Genomic DNA, 21965 nt, shown 5'->3' with positions numbered 1-21965 from the left:
GTCCGCCCATGTGCAAGGCGGGCCGAATCGGCCCGCCTCAAGTCCCCGGGACTCTTCCGGCTCAGCGCATCCAGCGCCGCCGCATCAGCGCCAGCAGGCCCAGGCCGCCCAGCATCAGCGCATAGCGCTCGGGCTCCGGCACCGCCGAGACGGCGGCGACGCCAGTATCGGCGAAGTCGGTGAACACGCCGTCGACGCCCAGGCGCAGATAGGCCTCGATCTCGGCCTGGCCGTTGGCATAGCCGAGGATGCCGGCATCGTTGCGGAAGGTCCAGGTGTGGACGAAAAGGCCGCGCTGGTGGGCCGCCTCGATGACGCCGGTGCTGCCGACGACCCGGCGGTCGGCGCCGGTGATCTGGCCGTCGCCGTTGCGGTCGACACCGTCGGCCACCGTCTTCAGCAGATAGGGCTTCCAGGGCCCGACGCCATCGGCATAGGTGGCGACGAAGGACAGGCCGACGTCGCTGACGATGTCGGCAAAGCTCAGCTTGCCGCCGCGCGCGGCGACGTCGAAGGGCCGGTCATAGGGCGCGACCAGGGACAGCGAGCCGTCCGGCTTCACATCGTCGGCATCGACCAGCTGCACCAGCTTGATGTCGGTCTTGGTGTTCAGGTACTGCAGGTTCGAGACCTCGAAGCTCTGGATGAAGACCGGCGCACTGCCCGTGTTGCCATAGGCCGCGTGCAGGGTGCTGACCAGCTTGTCCTCGAAATAGGTCTTGGACAGGCCCAGGCTCTGGGCGACGCCGGACATATAGGTCGAGTGCTTGAGCTCCGGATAGATGCCGATCTGGCGGCCGGTCTCGACGCTCTTGGCCTTGGCCAGCGCGATCACCTCGTCCAGGGTCGGGATCTCGAACAGGCCGTTATAGGCCTGCGAGCGGTTCGCGCGCGGCTGGACCGCGCGCAGGGTCTTCAGCTCGGCCAGGGTGAAGTCCTCGACGAACCAGTCGGTCGTCTGCACGCCGTCGACGGTCTTGGTGGTCTTGCGGCCGGCAAAGGCGGCGATGCTGGCCACATTGGTCGTCGCGCCTATCATCGGCTCGTGGCGGGCGACCAGCACGCCGTCCTTGGTCATCACCAGATCGGGCTCGATGTAGTTGGCACCCAGCTCGATCGCCTTGGCATAGCCCTCCAGCGTGTGCTCGGGCAGATAGCCGGAGGCGCCGCGGTGGGCGATCACCAGCGGCGCCTTGCCGTCCAGCGTGTTCCAGGCCTGCGCCGGCAGGGCGGTGGCGGCGAGGGCCAGCGCGGCCGCGAGCGTGGTGAGCAGCGGGGCGTTCTTCTTGCTCATGGGGTCTCCTTGTAAGGTGGTCCCCAAGTGTTTGCGTGCTCCGTGACAGAATCAAGAAACCAAAGCAGGCGACGCTCCTCACCCCCTAATCCATCAGGAGCTGGGCCGCGACGGCCACTGCGATCACCGCGGGCTGCTTGCCGGCGATGCCGGGCAGGCCGATCGGGCTGGTGACCCGGGCCAGTTCCTCGGCCGAGAAGCCGCGCGCCTCGAGCCGGTTCCGGAAGGCCGCCCATTTGCTCTTGCTGCCGATCAGGCCGATGAAGGGCAGATCGCCGCGTTCGCGCTGGCGCCGCAGGCAGGCGGCGACGATGTCCAGGTCCTCCGCGTGGCTGAAGCTCATGATCAGCAGCTTCGAACCCGGGGCCAGGTCTTGCACGGCTGCCTGGACCGGGTCCGAGTGCTCGGCGACGACGTTGTCGGGCAGCGCCTCGGGAAAGATCCCGTCGCGGCTGTCGATCCAGCGCACGCTCAGCGGCAGCCGGCCCAGCAGCTCGACGATCGCCGCGCCGACATGGCCGCCGCCGAACAGCGCCACCGGCTGCCGAGATCCCTCCTGCGCCAGGCGTTCGCGCAGGCCGGCGATGTCCTCGCGGCCCAGCAGCTCGTAGCGCAGATGGACGACGCCGCCGCAGCATTGGCCCAGGCTCGGCCCCAGGGCATAGCGCCGCAGGGCCTGGCTGACGGCGCCGCGCTCCAGATCCGCGCGTGCCTGCTCCATCGCATCGAACTCGAGCCGGCCGCCGCCTATCGTGCCGATACACCGCCGCGGCTGCGTCACCGCCATCCAGGCACCGACCTCACGCGGCCCGCTGCCCTCGACCCGGTCCACCGTCACTAGCAGCGCCCGGCCTTCCTGAGCCAGAACTTCTTGCAGCCGTTGCCAGTCACGCATGGCGGATCGCCACGAAGTATTGAGGCCGCGGCGGGTCGAGCGCCGGGCCGCCCCAAGCCGGCCCGCCATGGCGATGTGCTTGCCGGTCGATCCGGCAAGCATCGCCGTCCCCTCGGGGGACCGGCCAGCGTACGCGCTGGACGAGAGGCATCATGTCAGCTGCCCCGGTAGGTCGAGTAGCTCCAGGGGCTGGCCAGCAGCGGCACGTGGTAATGCGCGGACTCGTCGGCAATGCCGAAGTCCAGCGGCACCTCGTCCAGAAAGGGCGGCTCGGGCAGCTCGACGCCGCAGCCCCGGAAATAGTCGGCCACGCCGAAGACCAAGCGGTAGCGGCCCGGCTCCAGCGCCGGGCCTTCGAGCAGCGGCGCATCGGCGCGACCGTCGGCATTCAGCAGCAGCGACTTGATCGCCTCCACCTTGTGCCCGTCGAGTCCGTCCAGCCGGTACAGGCGCACGGCCATGCCGGCGGCCGGTCGGCCCTGCATCGTGTCCAGCACATGTGTGGTCAGCTTGCCCATTGTGGTGATCTCCGGTTCAGGCAAAGTGTATACACTTCGGCACACAATGCCAGCCAAGCAAGCCCCCGCCTCCGCGACCGAGCGCATCGCCGCCGCGATCACGCAGGCCATCGTCGAGCGGCGCCTGATGCCGGGCACCAAGCTGGCCGAGCAGAAGCTGGCCGACATCTTCAAGGTCTCGCGCACGCTGGTGCGCCAGGCGCTGAACCAGCTCAGCCGCGATCGGCTCGTCACCCTGACGCCGGCGCGCGGCGCCTTCGTCGCCGAGCCCAGTGTCGAGGAGGCGCGCCAGGTCTTCGAGGTGCGGCAGATGCTGGAGGCGGCGATGCTGGCCCGCCTGGCCCGGACGATCACGGCCGGGCAGCTGGCCGAGCTGCGCGCCCATCTGCGCGCCGAGCGCGAGGCGATCGCGCGCAGCGACGTCTCGGGCCGCACGCGGCTGCTGGCCGACTTCCATGTGCTGCTGGCGCGCATGCAGGGCAACGAGGTGCTGGCCCAGCTGCTTGGCGATCTGCTCTCGCGCAGCTCGCTGATCTCGCTGATGTACCAGAGCTCGCATTCGGCCGACGAATCGCAGCGGGAGCATGCCGCCATCGTCGACGCGCTGGCGCGCGGCGATGCGAAGGCGGCGCTCGAGCTGCTCGAACAGCACCTCGGCAATGTCGAGGCCAATCTGCGGCTGAAGCCGCGCATCCAGGACCTCGCCGAGGCGCTGACGACATCATGAGCGACACCCCACCCCGCTATCCGCGCGACCTGATCGGCTATGGCGAGAACCCGCCGCAGGCGCAGTGGCCGGGCCAGACCCGCATCGCCGTGCAGTTCGTGCTGAACTACGAGGAAGGTGGCGAGAACTCGGTGCTGCACGGCGATGCCGGCAGCGAGCAGTTCCTGTCCGAGATGTTCAACCCGGCCGCCTACCCGGCCCGGCATCTGAGCATGGAGGGCATTTACGAGTACGGCTCGCGGGTCGGCGTCTGGCGGCTCCTGCGCGAGTTCGAGAAGCGCGCGCTGCCGCTGACCGTGTTCGGCGTCGCGATGGCGCTGGAGCGGCATCCGGAGCTGACCCAGGCCTTCGTCGAGCTCGATCACGAGATCGCCTGCCACGGCCTGCGCTGGATCCACTACCAGAACGTCGACGAGGCCACCGAGCGCGAGCATATGCAGCGCGCGATCGCCACCATCCAGCGCCTGACCCTGGCTCGCCCGACCGGCTGGTACACCGGCCGCGACAGCCCCAACACCCGCCGCCTGGTCGCCGAGCAGGGCGGCTTCGACTACGACAGCGACTACTACGGCGACGACCTGCCCTTCTGGCTGCAGGTGAGGAAGAGCGACGGCGCGCTCAGCCCGCATCTGGTCGTGCCCTACACGCTGGACTGCAACGATATGCGCTTCGCGCTGCCGCAGGGCTTTTCGCATGGCGACGAGTTCTTCGACTATCTGCGCGACAGCTTCGATGTGCTCTATGCCGAAGGCGCCGACGCGCCGAAGATGATGAGCATCGGCATGCACTGCCGGCTCTTGGGCCGGCCCGGCCGCATGCGCGCGCTGCAGCGCTTCCTCGACCACATCGAGAAGCACGACCGGGTCTGGATCTGCAAGCGGGTGGACATCGCGCGGCATTGGCGCGCCACCCATCCCTTCGATGCCAGGACCGCCTTTGTCTGGGAGTGAGCGCCATGACGCTGGATGATCTGAACCGGGCCGATGCGGCGGGCTTCGTGCGCCTGCTGGACGGCGTCTACGAGCATTCGCCCTGGATCGCCGAACGAGCCGCCGCCGCACGGCCTCCCGCCGGTTTTGACAGCCTCGCGCAGCTCAAGCATGCGCTGGCCCGCGTCGTGCGCGAGGCCCGGCGCGAGGAGCAGCTGGGCCTGATCCGCGCGCACCCGGAGCTGGCCGGCAAGGCCATGGTGGCGAAGACGCTGACGGCCGAGTCGACCAACGAGCAGAGCAAGGCCGGGCTGACCGATTGCACGCCCGAGGAGTTCGCGCGCATCCAGCAACTGAACGCCGACTACAAGGCCAAGTTCGGCTGGCCCTTCATCCTCGCCGTGCGCGGCCCGCGCGGCCTGGGCCTGACGCGCGCGGAGATCATCGACAGCTTCGCACGGCGCCTGACGGGCCATCCGGACTTCGAGCGCGCCGAATGCCTGCGCCAGATCCACCGCATCGCCGAGATCCGCCTGAACGACAAGTTCGGCGTCGAGCCGGTGCTGGGCAATCGGGTCTGGGACTGGGCCGAGCAGCTGGCCGTCCATTCGGACCCCGGCTTCAAGGAACAGGGGCAGCTGACCGTCACCTATCTGACCGACGCGCATCGCGCGGTCGCCGCGCAGCTGGCCGCCTGGATGCGCGAGGACTGCGGCTTCGACGAGGTCGGCATCGACGCGGTCGGCAATGTCGTGGGCGTCTACCACGGCAGCGACACCGATGCGCCGCGCCTGCTCACCGGCAGCCATTACGACACCGTGCGCAATGCCGGCAAGTACGACGGGCGGTTGGGCATTCTGGTGCCGATGATCTGCGTGCGCGAGCTGCAGCGCGCCGGCCGCCGCCTTCCCTTTGGCATCGAGGTCGTCGCCTTTGCCGAGGAGGAAGGCCAGCGCTACAAGGCGACCTTTCTCGGCTCCGGCGCCTTGATCGGCCGCTTCAAGCCCGAGTGGCTCGCGCAGCAGGATGCCGACGGCATCAGCATGGCCGAGGCCATGCGCGCGGCCGGTCTGCCGGCGACGCTGGACGCAATCAAGGCGCTGCAGCGCGAGCCGGCGCGCTACCGCGGCTTCGTCGAGGTCCATATCGAGCAGGGCCCGGTGCTCAACGAGCTGGACCTGCCGCTGGGCATCGTGACCTCCATCAACGGCAGCGTCCGCCATGTCGGCGAGGTCCAGGGCATGGCCTCGCATGCCGGCACGACGCCGATGGACCGGCGCCGCGACGCCGCGGCCGCCGTGGCCGAGCTGATCCTCTTCGTGGAAAAGCGCGCCGCGGCCGTGCCCGATGTCGTCGGCACCGTCGGCATGCTGGAGGTGCCGGCCGGCTCGATCAATGTCGTGCCCGGCCGCTGCCGCTTCAGCCTCGACCTGCGCGCGACGACGAATGCGGCGCGCGATGCGCTGGACGCCGATGTGCAGGCCGAGCTGGCGCGCATCTGCGAGCGCCGCGGCCTGAGCTTCCAGCTGACGCCGACCGAGAAGGCCTCGGCCGCGCCCAGCGACCCGGCCTGGCAGCGGCGCTGGGAGGCGGTCGTCGAGGGCCTGGGCCTGCCGGTCTTCCGCATGCCCTCGGGGGCCGGCCACGACGCGATGAAGCTGTTTGAAGCCATGCCGCAGGCCATGCTGTTCCTGCGCGGCCAGAACTCGGGGATCAGCCACAACCCGCTGGAGTCCATCACCAACGATGACGCCCAGCTCTGCGTGCAGGCCTTTCAGGCGCTGCTGGAGTCGCTATGAGTCACGCCTACGAACAGCTCGATGCCTGGATCGCCGCGCATTTCGACGAGCAGATCGGCTTTCTGCAGGCCCTGGTCCGCCAGCCGACCGACACGCCGCCCGGCGACAACGCGCCGCATGCGGAACTGACCGCGCGCCTCCTGGCCGCGATGGACCTGCCCGCCGACGCCTATCCGGTGCCGGCCGCCGAGGTCCAGGCCCAGGGCATGCAGTCGATCACCAATCTGATCGTGCGCCGCCGCTATGGCGAGGGCGGGCCGGTGATCGCGCTGAACGCGCATGGCGATGTCGTGCCGCCGGGCGAGGGCTGGACCCACGGCCCCTACAGCGGCGAGATCGTCGACGGCAAGCTCTACGGCCGCGCCGCCGCCGTCAGCAAGAGCGATTTCGCGACCTACACCTTTGCGCTGCGCGCGCTGGAAGCGCTGGGCCTGCCGCTGCAGGGCGGGGTCGAGCTGCATTTCACCTATGACGAGGAATTCGGCGGCGAGCTGGGCCCGGGCTGGCTCCTGAAGAAGCGCCTCACCCAGCCCGATCTGCTGCTGGCCGCCGGCTTCAGCTACCAGGTCGTCACCGCCCACAACGGCTGCCTGCAGCTGGAGGTGACGGTGCATGGAAAGATGGCGCATGCGGCCATCCCCGACACCGGCGTCGATGCGCTGCAGGGCGCGGTGGCGATCCTGAATGCGCTGTACGCGCAGAACCTCGAATACAAGAAGATCAGCAGCCGGGTCGAGGGCATCAAGCACCCCTACCTGAACGTCGGCCGCATCGAGGGCGGCAGCAATACCAATGTCGTGCCCGGCAAGGTGGTGTTCAAGCTCGACCGGCGGATGATTCCCGAGGAAGACCCGGCCGTCGTCGAGACCCAAGTCCGCGCGGCGATCGCCGCAGCCGCCGCAAGCTGCCCCGGCATCACGGTCGAGATCAAGCGCCTGCTGCTGGCCCGCGCGCTGCAGCCGCTGCCCGGCAACCAAGCGTTGGTCGAGGCGCTGCAAAGACATGGCGAGGCGGTGTTCGGCGAACCCATCCCGACCTCGGGCACGCCGCTGTACACCGATGTGCGGCTTTATGGCGAGCAGGGCATCCCGGCGGCCATCTATGGCGCCGGCCCGCGCACGGTGCTGGAAAGCCAGGCCAAGCGCGCCGACGAGCATCTGGTCCTCGACGATCTGCGCCGCGCGACCCAGGTCGTCGCGCGGACGCTGCTCGATCTGCTGCGCAAATAGCGGCCCAGGGTCCGCGCGAGCAGACCGGCCGTCGCCAGCATCGCGGCCATGTGCACGGCCAGCGCCGCCAGCCCCAGCGCCAGCGAACCGGAGGCGGTGATCTGGCGTGCCGGCCCCTCGCCCAGGCATAGCGGCAGCAGGGCCGGCAGCAGCAGCATGCCGCTGCCCTGCGTGCAGCCGCCCAGCAGCGCGCCCAGCCCGACCAGCCAGCCGCTGCCGCCGCTCCTTCGGCGCCGCAGCCACAGCATGGCGATCAGCAAGGCGGCACCGAGCGCATAAAGCAGCCGGCGGTCCGGATTCAGGCCCATGGGGAACACAGCGGCCACCAGCGCGATCGAGGCCAGATGGCCACCGGCCAGCGCCAGCAGGCCGCGACCCCGGCCATCGATCGCGCAGAACAGCCAGCCGCTGGCCGGGTTCAGGCCATGCAGGGCGCCGAGGCCGGCCAGCGCCAGCCAGGGCCAGGGACCGATGTCGGCGGCCATGGCGGATCGCCTCAGCGCTGGGCCGCGCAGCAGCCGCCCGCGGCCGGGGTCGAGGCCGGGGCGTCATAGCGGTCGTGATGCCGCACCCATTCCATGCTGTAGGCCAGCGCCTGCTCGTCGCGGCCCTTGGGCGCCAGGTCCAGCAGCGGATAGGTGCCCATCATCACCTCGACGCCACGGCCATAGCTGGAATAGCAGTGGAAGACGCTGCCGTCCGCCTCGCGGTAGAAGACGCTGAGGCCGGGCGCCTCCTCGTGCGGGAAGGGCTGCCGCACATAGTTGTAGGGCACGGCACCCTCGGCGCGCTGCTGCGGCGTGAAGGAGACGCCGAAGTCGTAATTGAAATCGCTGTGCTGGGAGGACACCCAGCGGAACCGCCAGCCCATGCGCTGGCGAAAGCGCTCGATCTCGGCCAGCGGCGCGCGCGAGACGGCCAGGAAGCTCAGATCGCGCTGCGCCAGATGGGCGCGGGCGCCGTCGATATGGTCGGCCATGAAGGAGCAGCTCTTGCAGCCCTGCTCCCAGCCGGGCGCGAACATGAAATGCTGGACCAGCAGCTGGCGGCGGCCGTCGAAGAGCTGGTCCAGGCCGCGCTCGCCCTCGGGCGTGTCGAAGAGATAGCGCTTGTCGACGCGCCGCCAGGGCAGCGCGCGGCGCTCGCGGGCCAGCTCGTCGCCGAGCCGGGTCAGCTCCTTCTCGCGCGCCAGCAGGCGGCGGCGCTCGGCCAGCCAGCGCTCGGGCGAGACGACCGGGTGGGAATCGGAGGTGCTAGTGGCGGTGCTCATCGGTTCAGCTCCTTGCTCGTGGGGTTGAAAAAAAGGCGCAGTGATCCACGGCGGCGCGGCCCGCGCGCGCCGGGACGGGTCAATGAATTGATGGAGTTAGGCCGCGGCCTTGCGCGGCCGTCGCACCGCGCGGACCTTGCCGCTGGCGCCGCCGCCGCAGTAGAAGAGCTCCGCGCCGTCGGACTCCAGGCCGCTGACGAAGGCGCCGGCCGGCATCGCCAGCCGCTGCAGCACCGCGCCGCTGTCCGCATCGATATGGCGCAGCTCGCTCTCCTCGCCCTCCCAGGTTCCGTGCCAGAGCTCGCCGTCGACCCAGCTGACGCCGGTGACGAAGCGGTTGGACGCGATCGTGCGCAGGATTGCGCCGCTGGCCGGGTCGATCTGGTAGATGCGGCGCTCGCGGTAATGGCCGACCCAGAGGCTGCCCTCGGCCCAGGCCAGGCCCGAATCGCCGCCCTGCCCCGGCGCCGGGATCGAGGCCAGCACGGCGCCGCTGGCCGGGTCGATCTTGTCGATGCGGGCCTCGGCGATCTGGTAGAGATGCCGGCCGTCGAAGGCGGTGCCGGCGTCGCAGGGCCGCTCCAGGCTGCGCAGCGGCTCGCCGCTGGCCGGATCGAAGGCCAGCAGGCGCTCGCCGGTGGCGGCCCAGACGCGCTGGCCGTCGTGCGTGATGCCGGCGATCTTCGCCGCGCCCTCGAAGGGGCCGTATTCGCGCACGATCTCGGCCTGCTGCACCGGCGCCGGCGTCGAGGGGGACTCGTTCTTGCTGCTCATCGCGGGGTCCTTGTCGGCACCAGGCAGCGGCGCCGTGAACACAATTTAGCCGGACGCCAGCGCGCCCGGGAGTAACAAGATCGTCGTGAATCCGGCCGGCGCCAGCCAGCGCTGCGCGCGCCCGCGGCCGACCGAGCGCACCCGCCGCTGCGCCTGCAGTTCCGCCAGCGCGCGCTGCACGCTGCGCTGGCTGGCGGCGAGTGCCAGGGCCAGGGCCGAGGTCGACCAGGCCGCGCCGTCGGCCAGCAGGGCCAGCAGCGCGCCCTGCTCGCCCTCGACCGGCGGCGCCAGCACGATGAGCTCGCCCGAGCGCGGCCGTAGCGCGTAGCCGCGCGGGCTGGCCGCGATGTCCGCCAGCGGCGCGATTAGCGCGCGCAGGCGCCCGATCTCGACCCGCAGCCGCGCGCGGTGCGAGTCCTCCGGCTCGCGCAGGCGGAACAGGCGCAGGATCAGCTCGCCGCGCTCGACATCGCCGGGCCAGGCCTCGGCCAGCGCGCGCAAGAGCGCGAACAGCAGCGGCCGCCGCGCCAGCGGCAGCCACTGTTCGCCGGCGCGCAGGCCGTGGCGGCAGGCATCGACGAGCAAGGCGCCCGAGGCCAGCAGCGCCTCGACCTCGTCCAGCCGCAGCAGGGCCGGCTCCGCACCGGCCAGCAGGCGCCGCGCCGCCGGCCGAAGCAGCGCCTGTCGCGCCTCCTCGACCTCGGCGATCAGCGCCGGCACGCCGGCGCGCTCGGCGGCGGCGCGGGCCTCGGCCAAGGCGGCCCGCGCCGCCGCGCTGCGCAGCGAGCGCTGCGCCAGCTCGGCCGTGGCCAGCGCCGCGACGGCCGCCAAGGCCGGCGGCAGACCGCGGGCATCGATCGTGGCGAGTGCCGCGGCGGCCTCGTCCAGGCGCCCCAGCAGCAGCAGGCGGCGCAGGCCGATCAGCCGCGCCTGCAGCGCATTGGCGCGGTCGCCGCGGGCGGCCAGCAGCGCCGCGGCGGCGTCCAGCGGGCGCGGCGAGCCGCCCAGCTCCTCGCGCATCGCCAGCGCCACCTCGGCCTCGGCGACCCGGCAGCGCGCCCGCGCCAGCTCCTCGTGCGCACCGAAGCCGCGCGCGGCGCGGCGCAGCAGCTCGCGGGCACGCCCCAGCTCTCCCAGCTGGGCCATCGCGATGCCGCGCAGCGCCACGGCCGGCGGATCCTCGCGCAGGCCGACGCGCTTCAGCGCCGCCAGCGCATCGCCGACGGCCAGCGCGCGGGCCGCGGCGGCGATCATCGAATCCATCGCGCCATCCTAGGGCCGGCCGGACCGGCAAGCCAGGGATGGACGCGCGCCGGTGCTCGTCGTAGAAGGACGCTGGTCTTGTCCACAGGCAGGAGTCCGCCATGCAAGCGATCCAACGACTGCTTCGCCGCCCGAGCATCGCCGCATGGGCCGCCGCCGCGCTGCTGGCGGCCGCGCCGGCGGCGGCCCGGGCCGAGATCCGCGTCTCGGTCGCCGCCGAGGCGGACCATTCGGCCAGCGACCAGGTCGTCTTCGACGACGCGGTGAAGAAGGCCTCCGGCTATATGTTCGCCGCGCCCAGCGGCGCCGGCGGCAGCGTCGAGCCGGGATTGCTGGACGGCTGCCCGCCCATCGTCTGCGGCCAGGCGCTGACGCCCGGCGCCACCGCCGCGGCCAGCGCCGACATGAGCCTCGGCCATCTGGGCGTGGCCGCGCGCGGCTGGTCCAATCCGCCCGAGCTCTACAACGCTCAGGGCCTGTCGGTCGTCCAGGTCCGCGACACCCTGTTCGCCAACGGCACGCTCAGCTTCAATATCCGCGTCAACCTCGGGCTGAACGCCAGCCAAGGGGAGGACACCTTCGCGCGCTACGAGTTCTCGCTGTGGCTGCGGACCGACCCCGACACGATCGAAACCTTCTTCGGTTTCTCGGCCTGGGACAACCCGAGCGGCGCCTCGAACCTGGTGCCCGAAGGCCGCGGCGCCTCGGCCTTCACCAAGCGTTTCTGGGACGGCCCCGGCCAGGGCAGCTACCAGGACTTCGACGAGGTTCCCTCGGTATTCACGATCAGCATCGCCGTGCCCGCGGCCAGCATCAGCGGCAAGGAGTTCGGTATCGCCAACCTGGCCCAGGCCGAGGCCGAGGACAGCAACACCGCCTCGGTTTCCTCGCTGAACTCCGGCTGGCTGGGCATCAGCGGCGACTACGCCTCGGCCGCCGGTTACAGCTACACCGGCTTCAGCGCAGCGGTGCCCGAGCCCGGCACGGCCGCGCTGTGGCTGGCCGGCGCGGGCCTGCTGCTGGCCGCCCGGCGCCGCCGCCGCGGCTGATCGCTCGCCGCCCGCGCGACCCAAGCTGGGGCGCCCTGCCCCGCGCCGCAACCCCAAGCCGGTGCCCATGCACCGCCGCGACGCCCGCCGGCCCGGCGGTGGCTTGCCAAGGCCCGGCGCCGGTGGCACGGAGCTTGCATTTTTGCTGCGAGCGCGGACGGCCACAGTCCGCGCGGAGATCCACCGCCCCACGCCCCGGAAGACACGATGCCGCAAGCCAAAGAGAACCAAGCCGCACGCCGCCCCTGGCTGCTCAAGAATCTGGGCCTGCTCGCCCTGTCCGGCCTCGCCCTGCTGGCCGCTCCGGCCCGGGCGCAGACGGCGCCGACGCCGATCAAGTTCCAGCTCGACTGGCGCTTCGAGGGCCCCTCGGCCCTGTTTCTCCTGCCCATCGCCAAGGGCTATTTCAAGGACGCGAAGCTGGACGTGACGCTGGATGCCGGCAACGGCTCCGGCGGCGCGGTCACCCGTGTCGCCTCGGGCTCCTACGAGCTCGGCTTCGCCGACCTGGCCGCGCTGATGGAGTTCCATGCCAACAACCCGGATGCGCCGAATAAGCCGGTGGCCGTGATGATGGTCTACAACAACACGCCGGCGGCGGTGCTGACGCTGAAGAAGAGCGGCATCGCCAAGGTGGCCGATCTGTCGGGCAAGAAGCTCGGCGCACCGGTCTTCGATGCCGGCCGGCGCGGCTTCCCGATCTTCGCCAAGGCCAACAAGCTCGGCGCCGTCAACTGGATCAGCATGGACCCACCGCTGCGCGAGACCATGCTGATGCGCGGCGACGTCGACGCGATCACCGGCTTCTCCTTCACCTCGCTGCTCAATCTCGAAGCGCGTGGCGTCAAGGCCGCCGACGTGACGATCTTTCCCTATGCCGACAACGGCGTGAAGCATTACGGCAACGCGATCATCGCCAGCCCCAAGCTGATCAAGGAACATCCGGAAGTCGTCAAGGCCTTCCTGCTTGCCTTCGCCAAGGGCGCCAAGGAGGTGATGGCCCAGCCCGATGCGGCGATCGCCTTCGTCAAGCAGCGCGACGGCATCATCAACGAGGCGCTGGAGAAGCGGCGCCTGCGCCTGGCGATCGATGCGGTGATCGCCAGCCCCGACGCGCGCGCCGAGGGCTTCGGCCAGGTCAGCACGCCGCGCCTGGCCCTGATGGCCAGCCAGATCTCGGACGCCTATGGAACGAAGACGCGGGTGCAGCCCGAGGCGGTCTGGAACGGCGGCTTCCTGCCCAGCAAGGCCGAGCTCGACGTGCTGCCCAAGCCATGAGCGACAACGGGCCCTTCGTCCAGTTCAACCGCGTCTGGCTGGCCTATAACGACGAGTTGTGGGCGGCCGGCAAGTTCGCCGTCGAGGACATCTCGCTGCAGCTGGCGCGCGGCGAGTTCGCCGCCATCGTCGGGCCTTCCGGCTGCGGCAAGTCGACCTTCATGAAGCTGGCCACCGGCCTGAGAAAGCCCAGCCGCGGCGAGATCCAGGTCGACGGGCTGGCGGTGGACGGGCCGCTGAAGATCAGCGGCATGGCCTTCCAGGCCGCCTCGCTGCTGCCCTGGCGCACGACCCTGCAGAACGTGATGCTGCCGCTGGAGATCGTCGAGCCGCACCGCTCGCTGCTGCGCGAGAAGAAGGCCGAGTACACCGAGCGCGCCCGCGCGCTGCTGGCCAGCGTCGGCCTCTCGGGCTACGAGGACAAGTTCCCCTGGCAGCTGTCCGGCGGCATGCAGCAGCGCGCCAGCATCTGCCGCGCGCTGATCCACGAGCCGCAGCTGCTGCTGCTCGACGAGCCCTTCGGCGCGCTGGACGCCTTCACCCGCGAGGAGCTGTGGTGCGCGCTGCGCGACCTGCAGGCGGCGCGCGGCTTCAATGTGATCCTGGTCACCCATGATCTGCGCGAGAGCGTGTTCCTGGCCGACACCGTCTATGTGATGAGCCGCAGCCCCGGCCGCATCGTCCACCGGCGCGCGATCGAGCTGCCGCGGCCGCGCGAGCTGGAGCTGACCTACACGCCGGCCTTCACCGAGATCGTCCATGAGTTGCGCGGCCATATCGGTGCGCTGCGTCATGTCGGTAAGAGCGCCGCGGAGCTGGCCCCATGAAGGCGCGTCAGCAGAAACTGTTCCGCCCCGTATTCCAAATCTGGGCGCCCTGGCTTCTGCTGCTGGCGATCCTGCTGCTCTGGCAGGTCCTGTGCAGCGCGCTGCAGGTCTCGGACTTCATCTTCCCCAGCCCCTCGCGGATCGCCGAGGCCCTGGTCGAGTTCCACACGGTGATCCTCGGCCATGCCTGGCGCACCTTCTGGGTCACCGTGCTGGGCTTCGGCATCTCAATCGTCGTCGGCGTGCTCCTGGGCTTTCTGATGGGCAGCTCGCCGCTGGCCTACAAGGCCATGTACCCGCTGATGACCGGCTTCAACGCCCTGCCCAAGGCGGCCTTCGTGCCCATCCTGGTCGTCTGGTTCGGCATCGGCGTCGGGCCGGCGGTGCTGACCGCCTTCCTGATCAGCTTCTTCCCCATCATGGTCAATATCGCCACCGGCCTGGCGACCCTGGAGCCCGAGCTCGAGGACGTCTTGCGCGTGCTGGGCGCGCGCCGCTGGGACGTGCTCATGAAGATCGGCCTGCCGCGTTCGCTGCCCTATTTCTTCGCCGCGCTGAAGGTCGCGATCACGCTGGCCTTCGTCGGCACGACGGTGTCCGAGATGACGGCCGCCAACGAGGGCATCGGCTATTTGCTGATCTCGGCCGGCGCCTCGATGCAGATGGGCCTGGCCTTCGCCGGCCTGGTCGTCGTCGGCGCGATGGCCATGCTGATGTACGAGTTGTTCGCCGTGCTGGAGCGCCGCCTGACCGGCTGGGCGCATCGCGGACAGGAAGCGCATTGAATCGAGACCATCCAAACCGAGGAGTGATGATGATGAGCAAGACGAAGACCGCAAGCACCCGTATCGCCACCGCCGCCCTGCTGGCGCTCGCCGCCGGCGCCGCCAGCGCGCAGTCCAAGGTGACGTTGTACGGCCTGATGGACATGAGCGTGGGCTCGACCAAGAATGTCGGCGGCGAGGCCATCATCGGCGCCGAGAGCGGCAAGATGAGCACCAGCTATTTCGGCCTGTCCGGCACCGAAGACCTGGGCAACGGACTCAGCGCCTTCTTCACGCTGGACAGCTTCATGCGCATGGACAGCGGCGCCTCCGGCCGCTTCAACGGCGACGCCTTCTGGGCCCGCAATGCCTTCGTCGGCCTGAGCAGCAAGGATCTCGGCACCGTGCGCGCCGGCCGCAACACGACGCCGCTGTTCGTCTCGACCCTGCTGTTCAATGCCTTCGGAGACTCCTTCGGCTACTCGCCCAGCATCCGCCACTACTTCACCAGCGGCACCGTCACCGGTGACAGCGGCTGGAGCGATTCGGTGCAATACCTGACCCCGACCTGGTCCGGCTTCAGCGCCGGCGCCATCATCGCCGCCGGCGAGGGCGCGGGTGGCAAGAACTACGGCGTCAATGCCGGCTACAACAGCGGCGCCTTCGCCTCGGCCCTGGTCTGGCAGCATGCCTACAAGGACCCGAGCACGACATCGCCGCTGGACAATACCGAGACCTGGCAGCTCAACGGCAGCTACGACTTCGGCGCTGCCAAGCTCTTCGGCCAGTACGGCGAGGTCGACAACAAGAGCATCCACCGCGACTACAAGATCTTCGGCCTCGGCGCGACCATCAATGTCGGCGCCGGCAAGATCCTGGCCCAGTACGGCCAGATCTCGGCCTCGGCCGGCCCGGATCGCAAGACCTTCAGCATCGGCTACGACTACTGGCTGTCCAAGCGCACCGATCTCTATCTGGTGGGCATGAGCGACCAGCTGGACGGCCAGTCCGACGGCGCCAGCTACTCGCTGGGCCTGCGCCACCGCTTCTGAGCCCGGCCCGGGGGCGGCGGCTAGAATGCCGCCCCATGTTCCATCGCCGCGCCCATCACCGCCTGCAAGCCTGGTTCGCCATCGCGATCCTGCTGCTGGGCGCGCTCGCGCCCTCGATCAGCGCGGCGCTGAGCCATGCGCGCGGTGATGCGCTGGCCTGGCAGGAGATCTGCAGCAGCTCGGCCACGCCGCGCGGTGCCGCCAAGCAGGCGCCGGCCCAGCCCTCGAGCTTGGACCTGCTGACCATGGGCCATTGCGCGATGTGCCATCTGCACGCGAGCGATCTGGCGCTGCCGCCCCCGGCGGCGCAGGCCTTGGCGCTGCGGCTCGATCTCGGGTTCGCGATGCCCGAGCGCTTCTACAGCGCCAACGGCACGCCCCATGCATGGCGCAAGGCGCCGGCGCGCGCGCCTCCGCTGTCCGTCTGAGTCTCTGCGGCGCCCTCCGCGGCGCCCTCGCGGCCCCGCTTTCTCCAGCCGGGGCTCCGCTGCTACTCATTCGGACCTTCGATGTACGACAAGAAGAATTTTCCGTCCGCGCTCGGCGGCGCGGCCCTGGCCTGCATGCTGCTGAGCCCGGCCGCCCGGGCCTGCGACGATTGCGGCGACGAGGCGGCGGACATGGCCGAGGCCGTCCCCGCGCCGGCGGCCAAGAAGCTGGGCCTGGTCCAGGTGCTGGGCCAGGCGCCGAGCTCGCTGCCCAGCAATATCCCGACCACGCGCGAGAGCATCACGCGCGAGGAGATCGCCCGCACGGTCAACGCCAGCGATGCCGAGGATGCGCTGAAGTACTTCCCCAGCCTGCTGGTGCGCAAGCGCTATATCGGCGACTACAACCACGCCATCCTGTCCAGCCGCGCCTCCGGCACCGGCAATAGCGCGCGCTCGGCCGTCTATGCCGACGGCGTGCTGCTGTCCAACTACCTGGGCAACGGCGTCGGTGGCCTGTCCTTTCCGCCGCGCTGGGGCCTGGTGACGCCGGAGGAGATCGAGCGGGTGGACGTGATGTACGGCCCCTTCTCGGCCGCCTACCCGGGCAATTCGGTCGGCGCCGTCGTGGACTACCAGACCCGCATGCCGAGCCGCTTCGAGGCCCATGCCAAGCTGGGCTACAGCAGCCAGGACTTCGAGCTCTACGGCCGGCGCGAGCATTACCGCGCCTGGCAGGCCAGCGCCGCCATCGGCGACCGCGCCGGCGCGCTGTCCTGGTGGCTGAACCTCAGCCGGACCGACAGCGAGGGCCAGCCGCTCACCTTCGCCAACCGCCTGCTGGCCAATGGCACGCCCGGCAGCGCCGGCACACCGGTCAGCGGCGCCCTGCTGCAGCCGAACAGCGCGAACCAGCCCTGGTTCCTGCTCGGCGCCGGCACCCAGTACCAGACCCGCCAGGACCATCTGAAGCTGAAGCTGGCCTACGACCTGGACCCGACGCTGCGCGCCAGCTATCTGCTGGGCGTCTGGCGCAACGAGGCGCGGGGCGATTCGCAGAGCTGGCTGCGCGATGCGAAGGGCCAGCCGGTCTACGCCGGGACGATCAATATCGACGGCATCCAGTTCAGCGGCGCGCAGGCGCTCAGCGGCGGCGATTTCGCGCTGACGCGCGAGCAGCTGCAGCACCTGATGCACGGCCTCTCGCTGAAGAGCCGCACCCAGGGAGAATGGGACTGGGAGCTGGCCGCCAGCCTCTACGACTACCAGCGCGACGACAAGCGCCAGAACGCCGCCGCCAATCCGCAGCCGGGCGCGCTGAGCGGCGGCGCCGGCACCCTGGCCGATGGCAGCGGCAGCGGCTGGAACTCGCTGGCCGCCAAGGCCGTCTGGCGCCCGGCCGCGGCGGCCGGCCGCCATGTGATCGAGCTGGGCCTGCAGCAGGACAGCTATCTGCTCAGTTACCTGGCGTCCCAGATTCCCGGCAACTACCTGCTCGATGGGCCCGGCGCGCTGTCCAGCCAGGTGCGCGGCAAGACCCGGCTGCAAAGCGCCTATGCGCAGGACGCCTGGCTGATCGCCGAGGACTGGAAGGCCGTGCTGGGCCTGCGCGCCGAGCATTGGCGGGCCGATCAGGGCCGCACCGACTTCTCCGCCGGCAGCGGACAGGATTACCCGGCACGCAGCGAGACCGACTGGTCGCCCAAGGCGGCGCTGTCCTGGCAGCTGCGGCCCGACACGCTGCTGAAGCTCGCAACAGGCCGCGCGCTGCGCATGCCGACGGTGGCCGAGCTCTATGGGGCGACATCGACGACGAACTCGCAGTACATCAACGACCCGAATCTGCGGCCCGAGAAGTCCTGGACCGCCGAGCTGACGGCGGAGCAGGCCTTCTTCGGCGCACTGCAGGTGCGGCTGACCCTGTTCGCGGAGGACACGCACGACTCGCTGTATTCGCAGACGATCCTGGACCCGGCCGCCAACCGCAATATCAGCCGGGTGCAGAACATCGATCACATCGCCACGCGCGGCGCCGAGGCGACGGCCTCCATGGTCGACGCGCTGCTGTCGGGGCTGGATCTGTCCGCCAGCCTGAGCTACGCCGACTCCATCATCAAGGCCAATAGCGGCTTCGTGACGACGCCGGGCGACACCCTGGGCAAGTGGCAGCCGAACATCCCGCGCTGGCGCGCCACCGCCCTCGCCGCCTACCGCTTCAACGCCCAGTGGAGCGCCAGCCTGGCCGGCCGCTTCAGCGGCCGCCAGTACCGGACCCTGAACAATGCCGACGTCAACGGCTTTGCGTACATGGGGGTCAGCAAGTTCGCCAGCGCCGATCTGCGCCTGCTGTGGAGGCTGGACCGGCACTGGAGCGCCGCCTTCGGCATCGACAACCTGAACGACTACCACTACTGGAACTTCCACCCCTATCCGCAGCGCAGCTACAGCGCCGAGCTGAAGTTCGATCTCTGAAAGGCAGACGATGAAGCACAAGAAACCATCCCTGATCGCCGCCCTGCTGGTGCTGGCCGGCAGCGCCCGGGCGCATATCGTGCTGGAGCAGCCTTCGGCCGAGGCGGGCAGCGCCTACAAGGCGGTGTTCAAGGTCGGCCACGGCTGCGAGGGCTCGGCGACGCGGCATATCACGGTCCGCCTGCCGGAGGGCTTCCGTGGCGCCAAGCCGGTGCCCAAGCCGGGCTGGACCCTGAGCCTGCGCATGGCCCCGCTGGCCCAGCCCTATGAGAGCCACGGCCGCCGGATCGAGCAGGACCTGGCCGAGGTCACATGGACGGCAAATAGTGAGGCCGATCAGCTGCAGGACGCCTGGTACGACGAGTTCCAGCTGCGCGGCACGCTGCCCGAGCAGCCCGGCGAGCTCTGGTTCAAGCTGCGCCAGGTCTGCGCCCAGGGCGAGACGGACTGGGCGGAGATTCCGGCCGCCGGCGCGAGCAGCAAGGGCCTGAAGGCGCCGGCGGCCCGCTTGAACGTCACGGCCAGGACGGCCGAGGCCGGCCACGCCCACTGAGCGCGCACGGCTCTTGCTAAGCTCCTCCCATGGGATGGATGGGACGCTTGACGCTGGACTACCGGCCGGACGATGAGGGCCGCACGATCGCGCTTGATCGGCACGAGGGCCCGCTGCGCGTGCTGCAGCGGCTTTATCCGGAGGGGCCCGGGGTCTGCCACCATGTTCTGGTCCACCCGCCCGGCGGCATCGTCGGCGGCGACCGGCTCGAGATCGAGGCCAGCCTGGCCGCCGGCAGCCATGCGCTGATCACCACGCCCAGCGCCACCCGCTTCTACCGCAGCGCCGGCGCGACGGCGACGCAAAGCCTGCGGGCCCGGCTGGCCGATGGCGCGCGGCTCGAATGGCTGCCGCTGGAGACCCTGGTCTACGACGCGGCGCTGGCCGAGAACCGCATGCGCTTCGAGCTCGCGCCGGGCGCCGAGATGATGGGCTGGGACCTGGTCGCGCTGGGCCTGCCCGGCGCCGGCCTGCCCTTCCGCCGCGGCCGCTATCTGCAGCATCTGGAACTGCCCGGCCGCTGGCTTGAGCGGGGCCGGCTCGATGCCGAGGCCGACGCGGCCCTGCTCGACTCGCCGCTGGGCCTGGCCGGCCGCCGGCTGCTGGCGACCGCCTGGTTCGCCGCCGGCCGGCCGCTGAGCGCCGCGCGGCGCGAGGCGCTGCTGGAGGCGGCGCGCGCGCACTGCGCCGCCGATCCGCTGCTGGCCGCCAGCGCCGGCGCGACGGCGCCCGAGGACGGTGTCGTCGTGCTGCGCCTGCTGGCCGAGCGGGTCGAGCCGGCCTTCGCCCTGCTGCTCAAGGTCTGGGCCGACTGGCGCCGCCTCGCCTGGGGCCTGCCGGCCTGCCCGCCGCGGATCTGGCGCACCTGAGCCGGAGAAACACCGCTTCGGCCGCCCTCTTCGGCCGATCGAAGCCCGGCCATTCCGCCGATGATTCCACCCGTCATCGAGGGGAATCTGACGTGGGATTGATCAAGAACATGAGCATCGCCAACAAGCTGAAGGGCGCTTTCGCGCTGCTGACCGGCCTGCTGCTGCTGTTGGCGCTGTTCTCTTACACGCGCCTGCAGATCGTGCAGGGCGAATCACGCGAGATCAGCGGCAACTGGCTGCCGGCCGTGCGCTACGCCGGCGCGATGGACACCGACATCGCCGACTACCGGATCAGCCTGCTGCAACAGATGGCCGCGACGACGCCCGAGCAGATGGCGACGGCCGACAAGAACATGAGCGATGCCTCGGCCTTGTTCAAGACGGACAGCGAGCAGTACGCGAAGCTGATCAACAGCGACGAGGAGCGCAAGCTCTACGAGCGGTTCAAGGACAGCTTCGGCCGCTACCAGGATCTGGCGCGGAAGGCCGTCGCGCTGAACAAGGGCGGCCAGCAGGACGAGGCCCGCAAGATCCAGGGCGGCGAAGCGCGTCAGGCCTATCTGGAATCGAACAAGACCATCGGCGAGATCGTCGAACTGAACAACAAGGGTGCCCAGGCGTCGGCCGAGCGTGCCGAGCAGACCTACGGCCGCGCGACGACGCTGCTGCTGGTGGTCGCGCTGGCCGCGGCCGGCGTGGCCGCCGCGATGGCGGTGGCGCTGATCCGCGCGATCACCACGCCGCTGGAGCGCGCCGTGCAGGCCGCCGACCGCGTCGCCGACGGCGATCTGAGCCAGGCGATCGAGTTCAGCGGCAAGGACGAGACGGCCCGCCTGCTCGAAGCAATGCAGCGCATGCAGCAAAGCCTGATCGCCACCGTCGGCGGCGTGCGCAGCGGCGCCGACTCGGTCGCCACCGCCAGCGCCCAGATCGCCCAGGGCAATGCCGATCTGTCGGCCCGCACCGAGGACCAGGCCGCCTCGCTGGAAGAGACCTCGGCGACGATGGAGCAGCTGAACGCCACCGTGCGTCAGAACGCCGACAACGCCGCCCAGGCGAACCAGCTGGCGCAGAGCGCCAGCCAGGTCGCCCGCGACGGCGGCCAGGTCGTCGGCGAGGTGGTGACGACGATGCGCGGCATCGAGGACAGCTCCAAGCGCATCGCCGACATCATCTCGGTGATCGACGGCATCGCCTTCCAAACCAATATCCTGGCCCTGAACGCGGCGGTCGAGGCCGCCCGCGCCGGCGAACAGGGCCGCGGCTTCGCCGTCGTGGCCGGCGAGGTGCGCAGCCTGGCGCAGCGCAGCGCCGAGGCCGCCAAGGAAATCAAGAGCCTGATCAACGACTCGGTCGAGCGCGTGCAGAGCGGCACCCAGCTGGTGGACCGCGCCGGCCAGACCATCCAGGACATCGTCAACTCGGTGCAGAAGCTGGCCGATCTGGTCGGCGAGATCAGCAGCGCCAGCCGCGAGCAGAGCTCGGGCATCGGCCAGGTCGGCGAGGCGGTCACGCAGCTGGACCAGGCCACCCAGCAGAACGCCGCCCTGGTCGAGGAAAGCGCCGCCGCAAGCGAGAGCCTGAAGACGCAGGCCCAGGCGCTGCTGCAGGCGGTCGCCAGCTTCAAGCTGAACGCCGCGCAGGCGACGAACGGCAGCAACGCGATCCGCAAGCCGGTCGCGGCGCCCGCTCCGCGCCCCACGCCGGCGGCCCGGCCGCTGGCCGCCAAGGCCGCAAGCGCCAGGCCCGCTCCGCTCGTCAAGCCGGCCACGCCGAAACCGGCTCCGGCCCCGGCGCTGGCCGCGACGGCCGCGAAGGCGGAGACGGACGGCGACTGGACCTCGTTCTAAGCGTCCGGCGCTCACCCTCAAATTCCGCGCCAGGGCTGCATGCCGCCAGGCATGCCCGGCCCGCGCGATCCGCGCTCGCCTTTCCACACCGCGGCCCCACATTGCTAGCGATTGCCGCAGCG

The 21965-nt window shown here is 70.5% G+C and carries 20 protein-coding genes; 14 read left to right on the top strand and 6 right to left on the bottom strand.

Translation table 11 applies throughout. The features are described from left to right. Positions 1-61: 61 nt before the first annotated feature. The 3 genes from QWJ38_RS20850 to uraH all read right to left on the bottom strand — a co-directional run bounded on the left by QWJ38_RS20850 (position 62) and on the right by uraH (position 2707). On the bottom strand, positions 62-1294 hold the full coding sequence (locus tag QWJ38_RS20850) for a glycerophosphodiester phosphodiesterase (protein WP_290361065.1): 1233 nt from the start codon (positions 1292-1294) through the stop codon (positions 62-64). An 85-nt stretch (positions 1295-1379) separates the two neighbouring features. Beyond that, positions 1380-2189 carry a xanthine dehydrogenase accessory protein XdhC gene (xdhC, locus tag QWJ38_RS20845; RefSeq protein ID WP_290361064.1) on the bottom strand — a complete coding sequence of 270 codons (810 nt, stop codon included), beginning with the start codon at positions 2187-2189 and terminating at the stop codon, positions 1380-1382. Positions 2190-2344: 155 nt separating this feature from the next. Further along, positions 2345-2707: a hydroxyisourate hydrolase gene (uraH, locus tag QWJ38_RS20840; protein WP_290361063.1), complete on the bottom strand. Its 363-nt coding sequence runs from the start codon at positions 2705-2707 to the stop codon at positions 2345-2347. A 46-nt stretch (positions 2708-2753) separates the two neighbouring features. On the opposite strand from uraH, the gene QWJ38_RS20835 reads away from it, so the two are divergent. From QWJ38_RS20835 to QWJ38_RS20820, 4 genes are read left to right on the top strand one after another with little or no spacing between them, the layout of a single operon-like run. Then, complete coding sequence (locus QWJ38_RS20835; RefSeq protein ID WP_290361062.1) at positions 2754-3434, top strand: GntR family transcriptional regulator; 681 nt, start codon at positions 2754-2756, stop codon at positions 3432-3434. Then, on the top strand, positions 3431-4384 hold the full coding sequence (gene puuE / locus QWJ38_RS20830) for an allantoinase PuuE (RefSeq protein WP_290361061.1): 954 nt from the start codon (positions 3431-3433) through the stop codon (positions 4382-4384). Before QWJ38_RS20835 ends, puuE begins: the two co-directional genes overlap by 4 nt. A 5-nt stretch (positions 4385-4389) precedes the next feature. Continuing rightward, positions 4390-6162 (top strand): 2-oxo-4-hydroxy-4-carboxy-5-ureidoimidazoline decarboxylase, encoded by a 1773-nt coding sequence (gene uraD / locus QWJ38_RS20825; RefSeq protein WP_290361060.1) that lies wholly within the window; start codon positions 4390-4392, stop codon positions 6160-6162. Continuing rightward, positions 6159-7391, top strand: a complete 1233-nt coding sequence (locus QWJ38_RS20820) for a M20/M25/M40 family metallo-hydrolase (protein ID WP_290361059.1) — start codon at positions 6159-6161, stop codon at positions 7389-7391. The genes uraD and QWJ38_RS20820 overlap by 4 nt, the downstream gene beginning before the upstream one ends. A gap of 496 nt (positions 7392-7887) precedes the next feature. Here QWJ38_RS20820 and QWJ38_RS20815 read toward each other — a convergent pair whose 3' ends face one another. From QWJ38_RS20815 to QWJ38_RS20805, 3 genes are all read right to left on the bottom strand, one after another. Then, complete coding sequence (locus QWJ38_RS20815; protein WP_290361058.1) at positions 7888-8661, bottom strand: DUF899 domain-containing protein; 774 nt, start codon at positions 8659-8661, stop codon at positions 7888-7890. Between the two features lie 96 nt (positions 8662-8757). Then, positions 8758-9435: an NHL repeat-containing protein gene (locus QWJ38_RS20810; protein ID WP_290361057.1), complete on the bottom strand. Its 678-nt coding sequence runs from the start codon at positions 9433-9435 to the stop codon at positions 8758-8760. A gap of 45 nt (positions 9436-9480) precedes the next feature. Further along, entirely contained in the window at positions 9481-10698 is a 1218-nt protein-coding gene (locus QWJ38_RS20805; protein ID WP_290361056.1) for a helix-turn-helix domain-containing protein, read from the bottom strand. Positions 10699-10799: 101 nt separating this feature from the next. Here QWJ38_RS20805 and QWJ38_RS20800 point away from each other — a divergent pair, with 101 nt between their 5' ends. From QWJ38_RS20800 to QWJ38_RS20755, 10 genes are all read left to right on the top strand, one after another. After that, positions 10800-11747, top strand: a complete 948-nt coding sequence (locus tag QWJ38_RS20800; protein ID WP_290361055.1) for a PEP-CTERM sorting domain-containing protein — start codon at positions 10800-10802, stop codon at positions 11745-11747. A gap of 207 nt (positions 11748-11954) precedes the next feature. Then, the gene (locus QWJ38_RS20795; RefSeq protein ID WP_290361054.1) at positions 11955-13025 is read left to right on the top strand and encodes an ABC transporter substrate-binding protein; all 1071 of its coding nucleotides are present in this window, start codon (positions 11955-11957) and stop codon (positions 13023-13025) included. Beyond that, on the top strand, positions 13022-13852 hold the full coding sequence (locus QWJ38_RS20790) for an ABC transporter ATP-binding protein (RefSeq protein ID WP_290361053.1): 831 nt from the start codon (positions 13022-13024) through the stop codon (positions 13850-13852). The genes QWJ38_RS20795 and QWJ38_RS20790 overlap by 4 nt, the downstream gene beginning before the upstream one ends. After that, positions 13849-14637 carry an ABC transporter permease gene (locus QWJ38_RS20785; RefSeq protein WP_290361052.1) on the top strand — a complete coding sequence of 263 codons (789 nt, stop codon included), beginning with the start codon at positions 13849-13851 and terminating at the stop codon, positions 14635-14637. Before QWJ38_RS20790 ends, QWJ38_RS20785 begins: the two co-directional genes overlap by 4 nt. A 32-nt stretch (positions 14638-14669) precedes the next feature. Beyond that, the gene (locus QWJ38_RS20780; protein WP_290361051.1) at positions 14670-15668 is read left to right on the top strand and encodes a porin; all 999 of its coding nucleotides are present in this window, start codon (positions 14670-14672) and stop codon (positions 15666-15668) included. A gap of 35 nt (positions 15669-15703) precedes the next feature. Next, positions 15704-16096 (top strand): DUF2946 domain-containing protein, encoded by a 393-nt coding sequence (locus QWJ38_RS20775; RefSeq protein ID WP_290361050.1) that lies wholly within the window; start codon positions 15704-15706, stop codon positions 16094-16096. A gap of 81 nt (positions 16097-16177) precedes the next feature. Further along, positions 16178-18568 (top strand): TonB-dependent receptor, encoded by a 2391-nt coding sequence (locus tag QWJ38_RS20770; RefSeq protein WP_290361049.1) that lies wholly within the window; start codon positions 16178-16180, stop codon positions 18566-18568. Between the two features lie 10 nt (positions 18569-18578). Further along, positions 18579-19121, top strand: a complete 543-nt coding sequence (locus QWJ38_RS20765) for a YcnI family copper-binding membrane protein (protein WP_290361048.1) — start codon at positions 18579-18581, stop codon at positions 19119-19121. Between the two features lie 29 nt (positions 19122-19150). Then, positions 19151-19990, top strand: a complete 840-nt coding sequence (locus tag QWJ38_RS20760) for an urease accessory protein UreD (RefSeq protein ID WP_290361047.1) — start codon at positions 19151-19153, stop codon at positions 19988-19990. Positions 19991-20100: 110 nt separating this feature from the next. Then, positions 20101-21843, top strand: coding sequence for a methyl-accepting chemotaxis protein (locus QWJ38_RS20755; RefSeq protein ID WP_290361046.1), 1743 nt, complete (start codon positions 20101-20103; stop codon positions 21841-21843). The last annotated feature ends 122 nt before the right edge of the window (positions 21844-21965 follow it).

The organism is Roseateles violae (genome assembly GCF_030410485.1).
In the GTDB taxonomy this organism is placed as follows: domain Bacteria; phylum Pseudomonadota; class Gammaproteobacteria; order Burkholderiales; family Burkholderiaceae_C; genus Roseateles_D; species Roseateles_D violae.
The sequence above is the reverse complement of the archived record's forward strand: the minus strand, read 5'-3'. Positions and strand labels throughout refer to the sequence as shown.

Coding starts and splice junctions, on each gene's coding strand:
- QWJ38_RS20815 (WP_290361058.1), bottom strand. CDS start 8,661: ATGAGCACCGCCACTAGCACCTCCGATTCCCACCCGGTCGTCTCGCCC.
- QWJ38_RS20755 (WP_290361046.1), top strand. CDS start 20,101: ATGAGCATCGCCAACAAGCTGAAGGGCGCTTTCGCGCTGCTGACCGGC.
- QWJ38_RS20780 (WP_290361051.1), top strand. CDS start 14,670: ATGAGCAAGACGAAGACCGCAAGCACCCGTATCGCCACCGCCGCCCTG.
- QWJ38_RS20850 (WP_290361065.1), bottom strand. CDS start 1,294: ATGAGCAAGAAGAACGCCCCGCTGCTCACCACGCTCGCGGCCGCGCTG.
- QWJ38_RS20810 (WP_290361057.1), bottom strand. CDS start 9,435: ATGAGCAGCAAGAACGAGTCCCCCTCGACGCCGGCGCCGGTGCAGCAG.
- QWJ38_RS20800 (WP_290361055.1), top strand. CDS start 10,800: ATGCAAGCGATCCAACGACTGCTTCGCCGCCCGAGCATCGCCGCATGG.
- QWJ38_RS20790 (WP_290361053.1), top strand. CDS start 13,022: ATGAGCGACAACGGGCCCTTCGTCCAGTTCAACCGCGTCTGGCTGGCC.
- QWJ38_RS20765 (WP_290361048.1), top strand. CDS start 18,579: ATGAAGCACAAGAAACCATCCCTGATCGCCGCCCTGCTGGTGCTGGCC.
- QWJ38_RS20805 (WP_290361056.1), bottom strand. CDS start 10,698: ATGGATTCGATGATCGCCGCCGCGGCCCGCGCGCTGGCCGTCGGCGAT.
- QWJ38_RS20820 (WP_290361059.1), top strand. CDS start 6,159: ATGAGTCACGCCTACGAACAGCTCGATGCCTGGATCGCCGCGCATTTC.
- uraH (WP_290361063.1), bottom strand. CDS start 2,707: ATGGGCAAGCTGACCACACATGTGCTGGACACGATGCAGGGCCGACCG.
- puuE (WP_290361061.1), top strand. CDS start 3,431: ATGAGCGACACCCCACCCCGCTATCCGCGCGACCTGATCGGCTATGGC.
- QWJ38_RS20785 (WP_290361052.1), top strand. CDS start 13,849: ATGAAGGCGCGTCAGCAGAAACTGTTCCGCCCCGTATTCCAAATCTGG.
- uraD (WP_290361060.1), top strand. CDS start 4,390: ATGACGCTGGATGATCTGAACCGGGCCGATGCGGCGGGCTTCGTGCGC.
- QWJ38_RS20775 (WP_290361050.1), top strand. CDS start 15,704: ATGTTCCATCGCCGCGCCCATCACCGCCTGCAAGCCTGGTTCGCCATC.
- xdhC (WP_290361064.1), bottom strand. CDS start 2,189: ATGCGTGACTGGCAACGGCTGCAAGAAGTTCTGGCTCAGGAAGGCCGG.
- QWJ38_RS20760 (WP_290361047.1), top strand. CDS start 19,151: ATGGGATGGATGGGACGCTTGACGCTGGACTACCGGCCGGACGATGAG.
- QWJ38_RS20835 (WP_290361062.1), top strand. CDS start 2,754: ATGCCAGCCAAGCAAGCCCCCGCCTCCGCGACCGAGCGCATCGCCGCC.
- QWJ38_RS20770 (WP_290361049.1), top strand. CDS start 16,178: ATGTACGACAAGAAGAATTTTCCGTCCGCGCTCGGCGGCGCGGCCCTG.
- QWJ38_RS20795 (WP_290361054.1), top strand. CDS start 11,955: ATGCCGCAAGCCAAAGAGAACCAAGCCGCACGCCGCCCCTGGCTGCTC.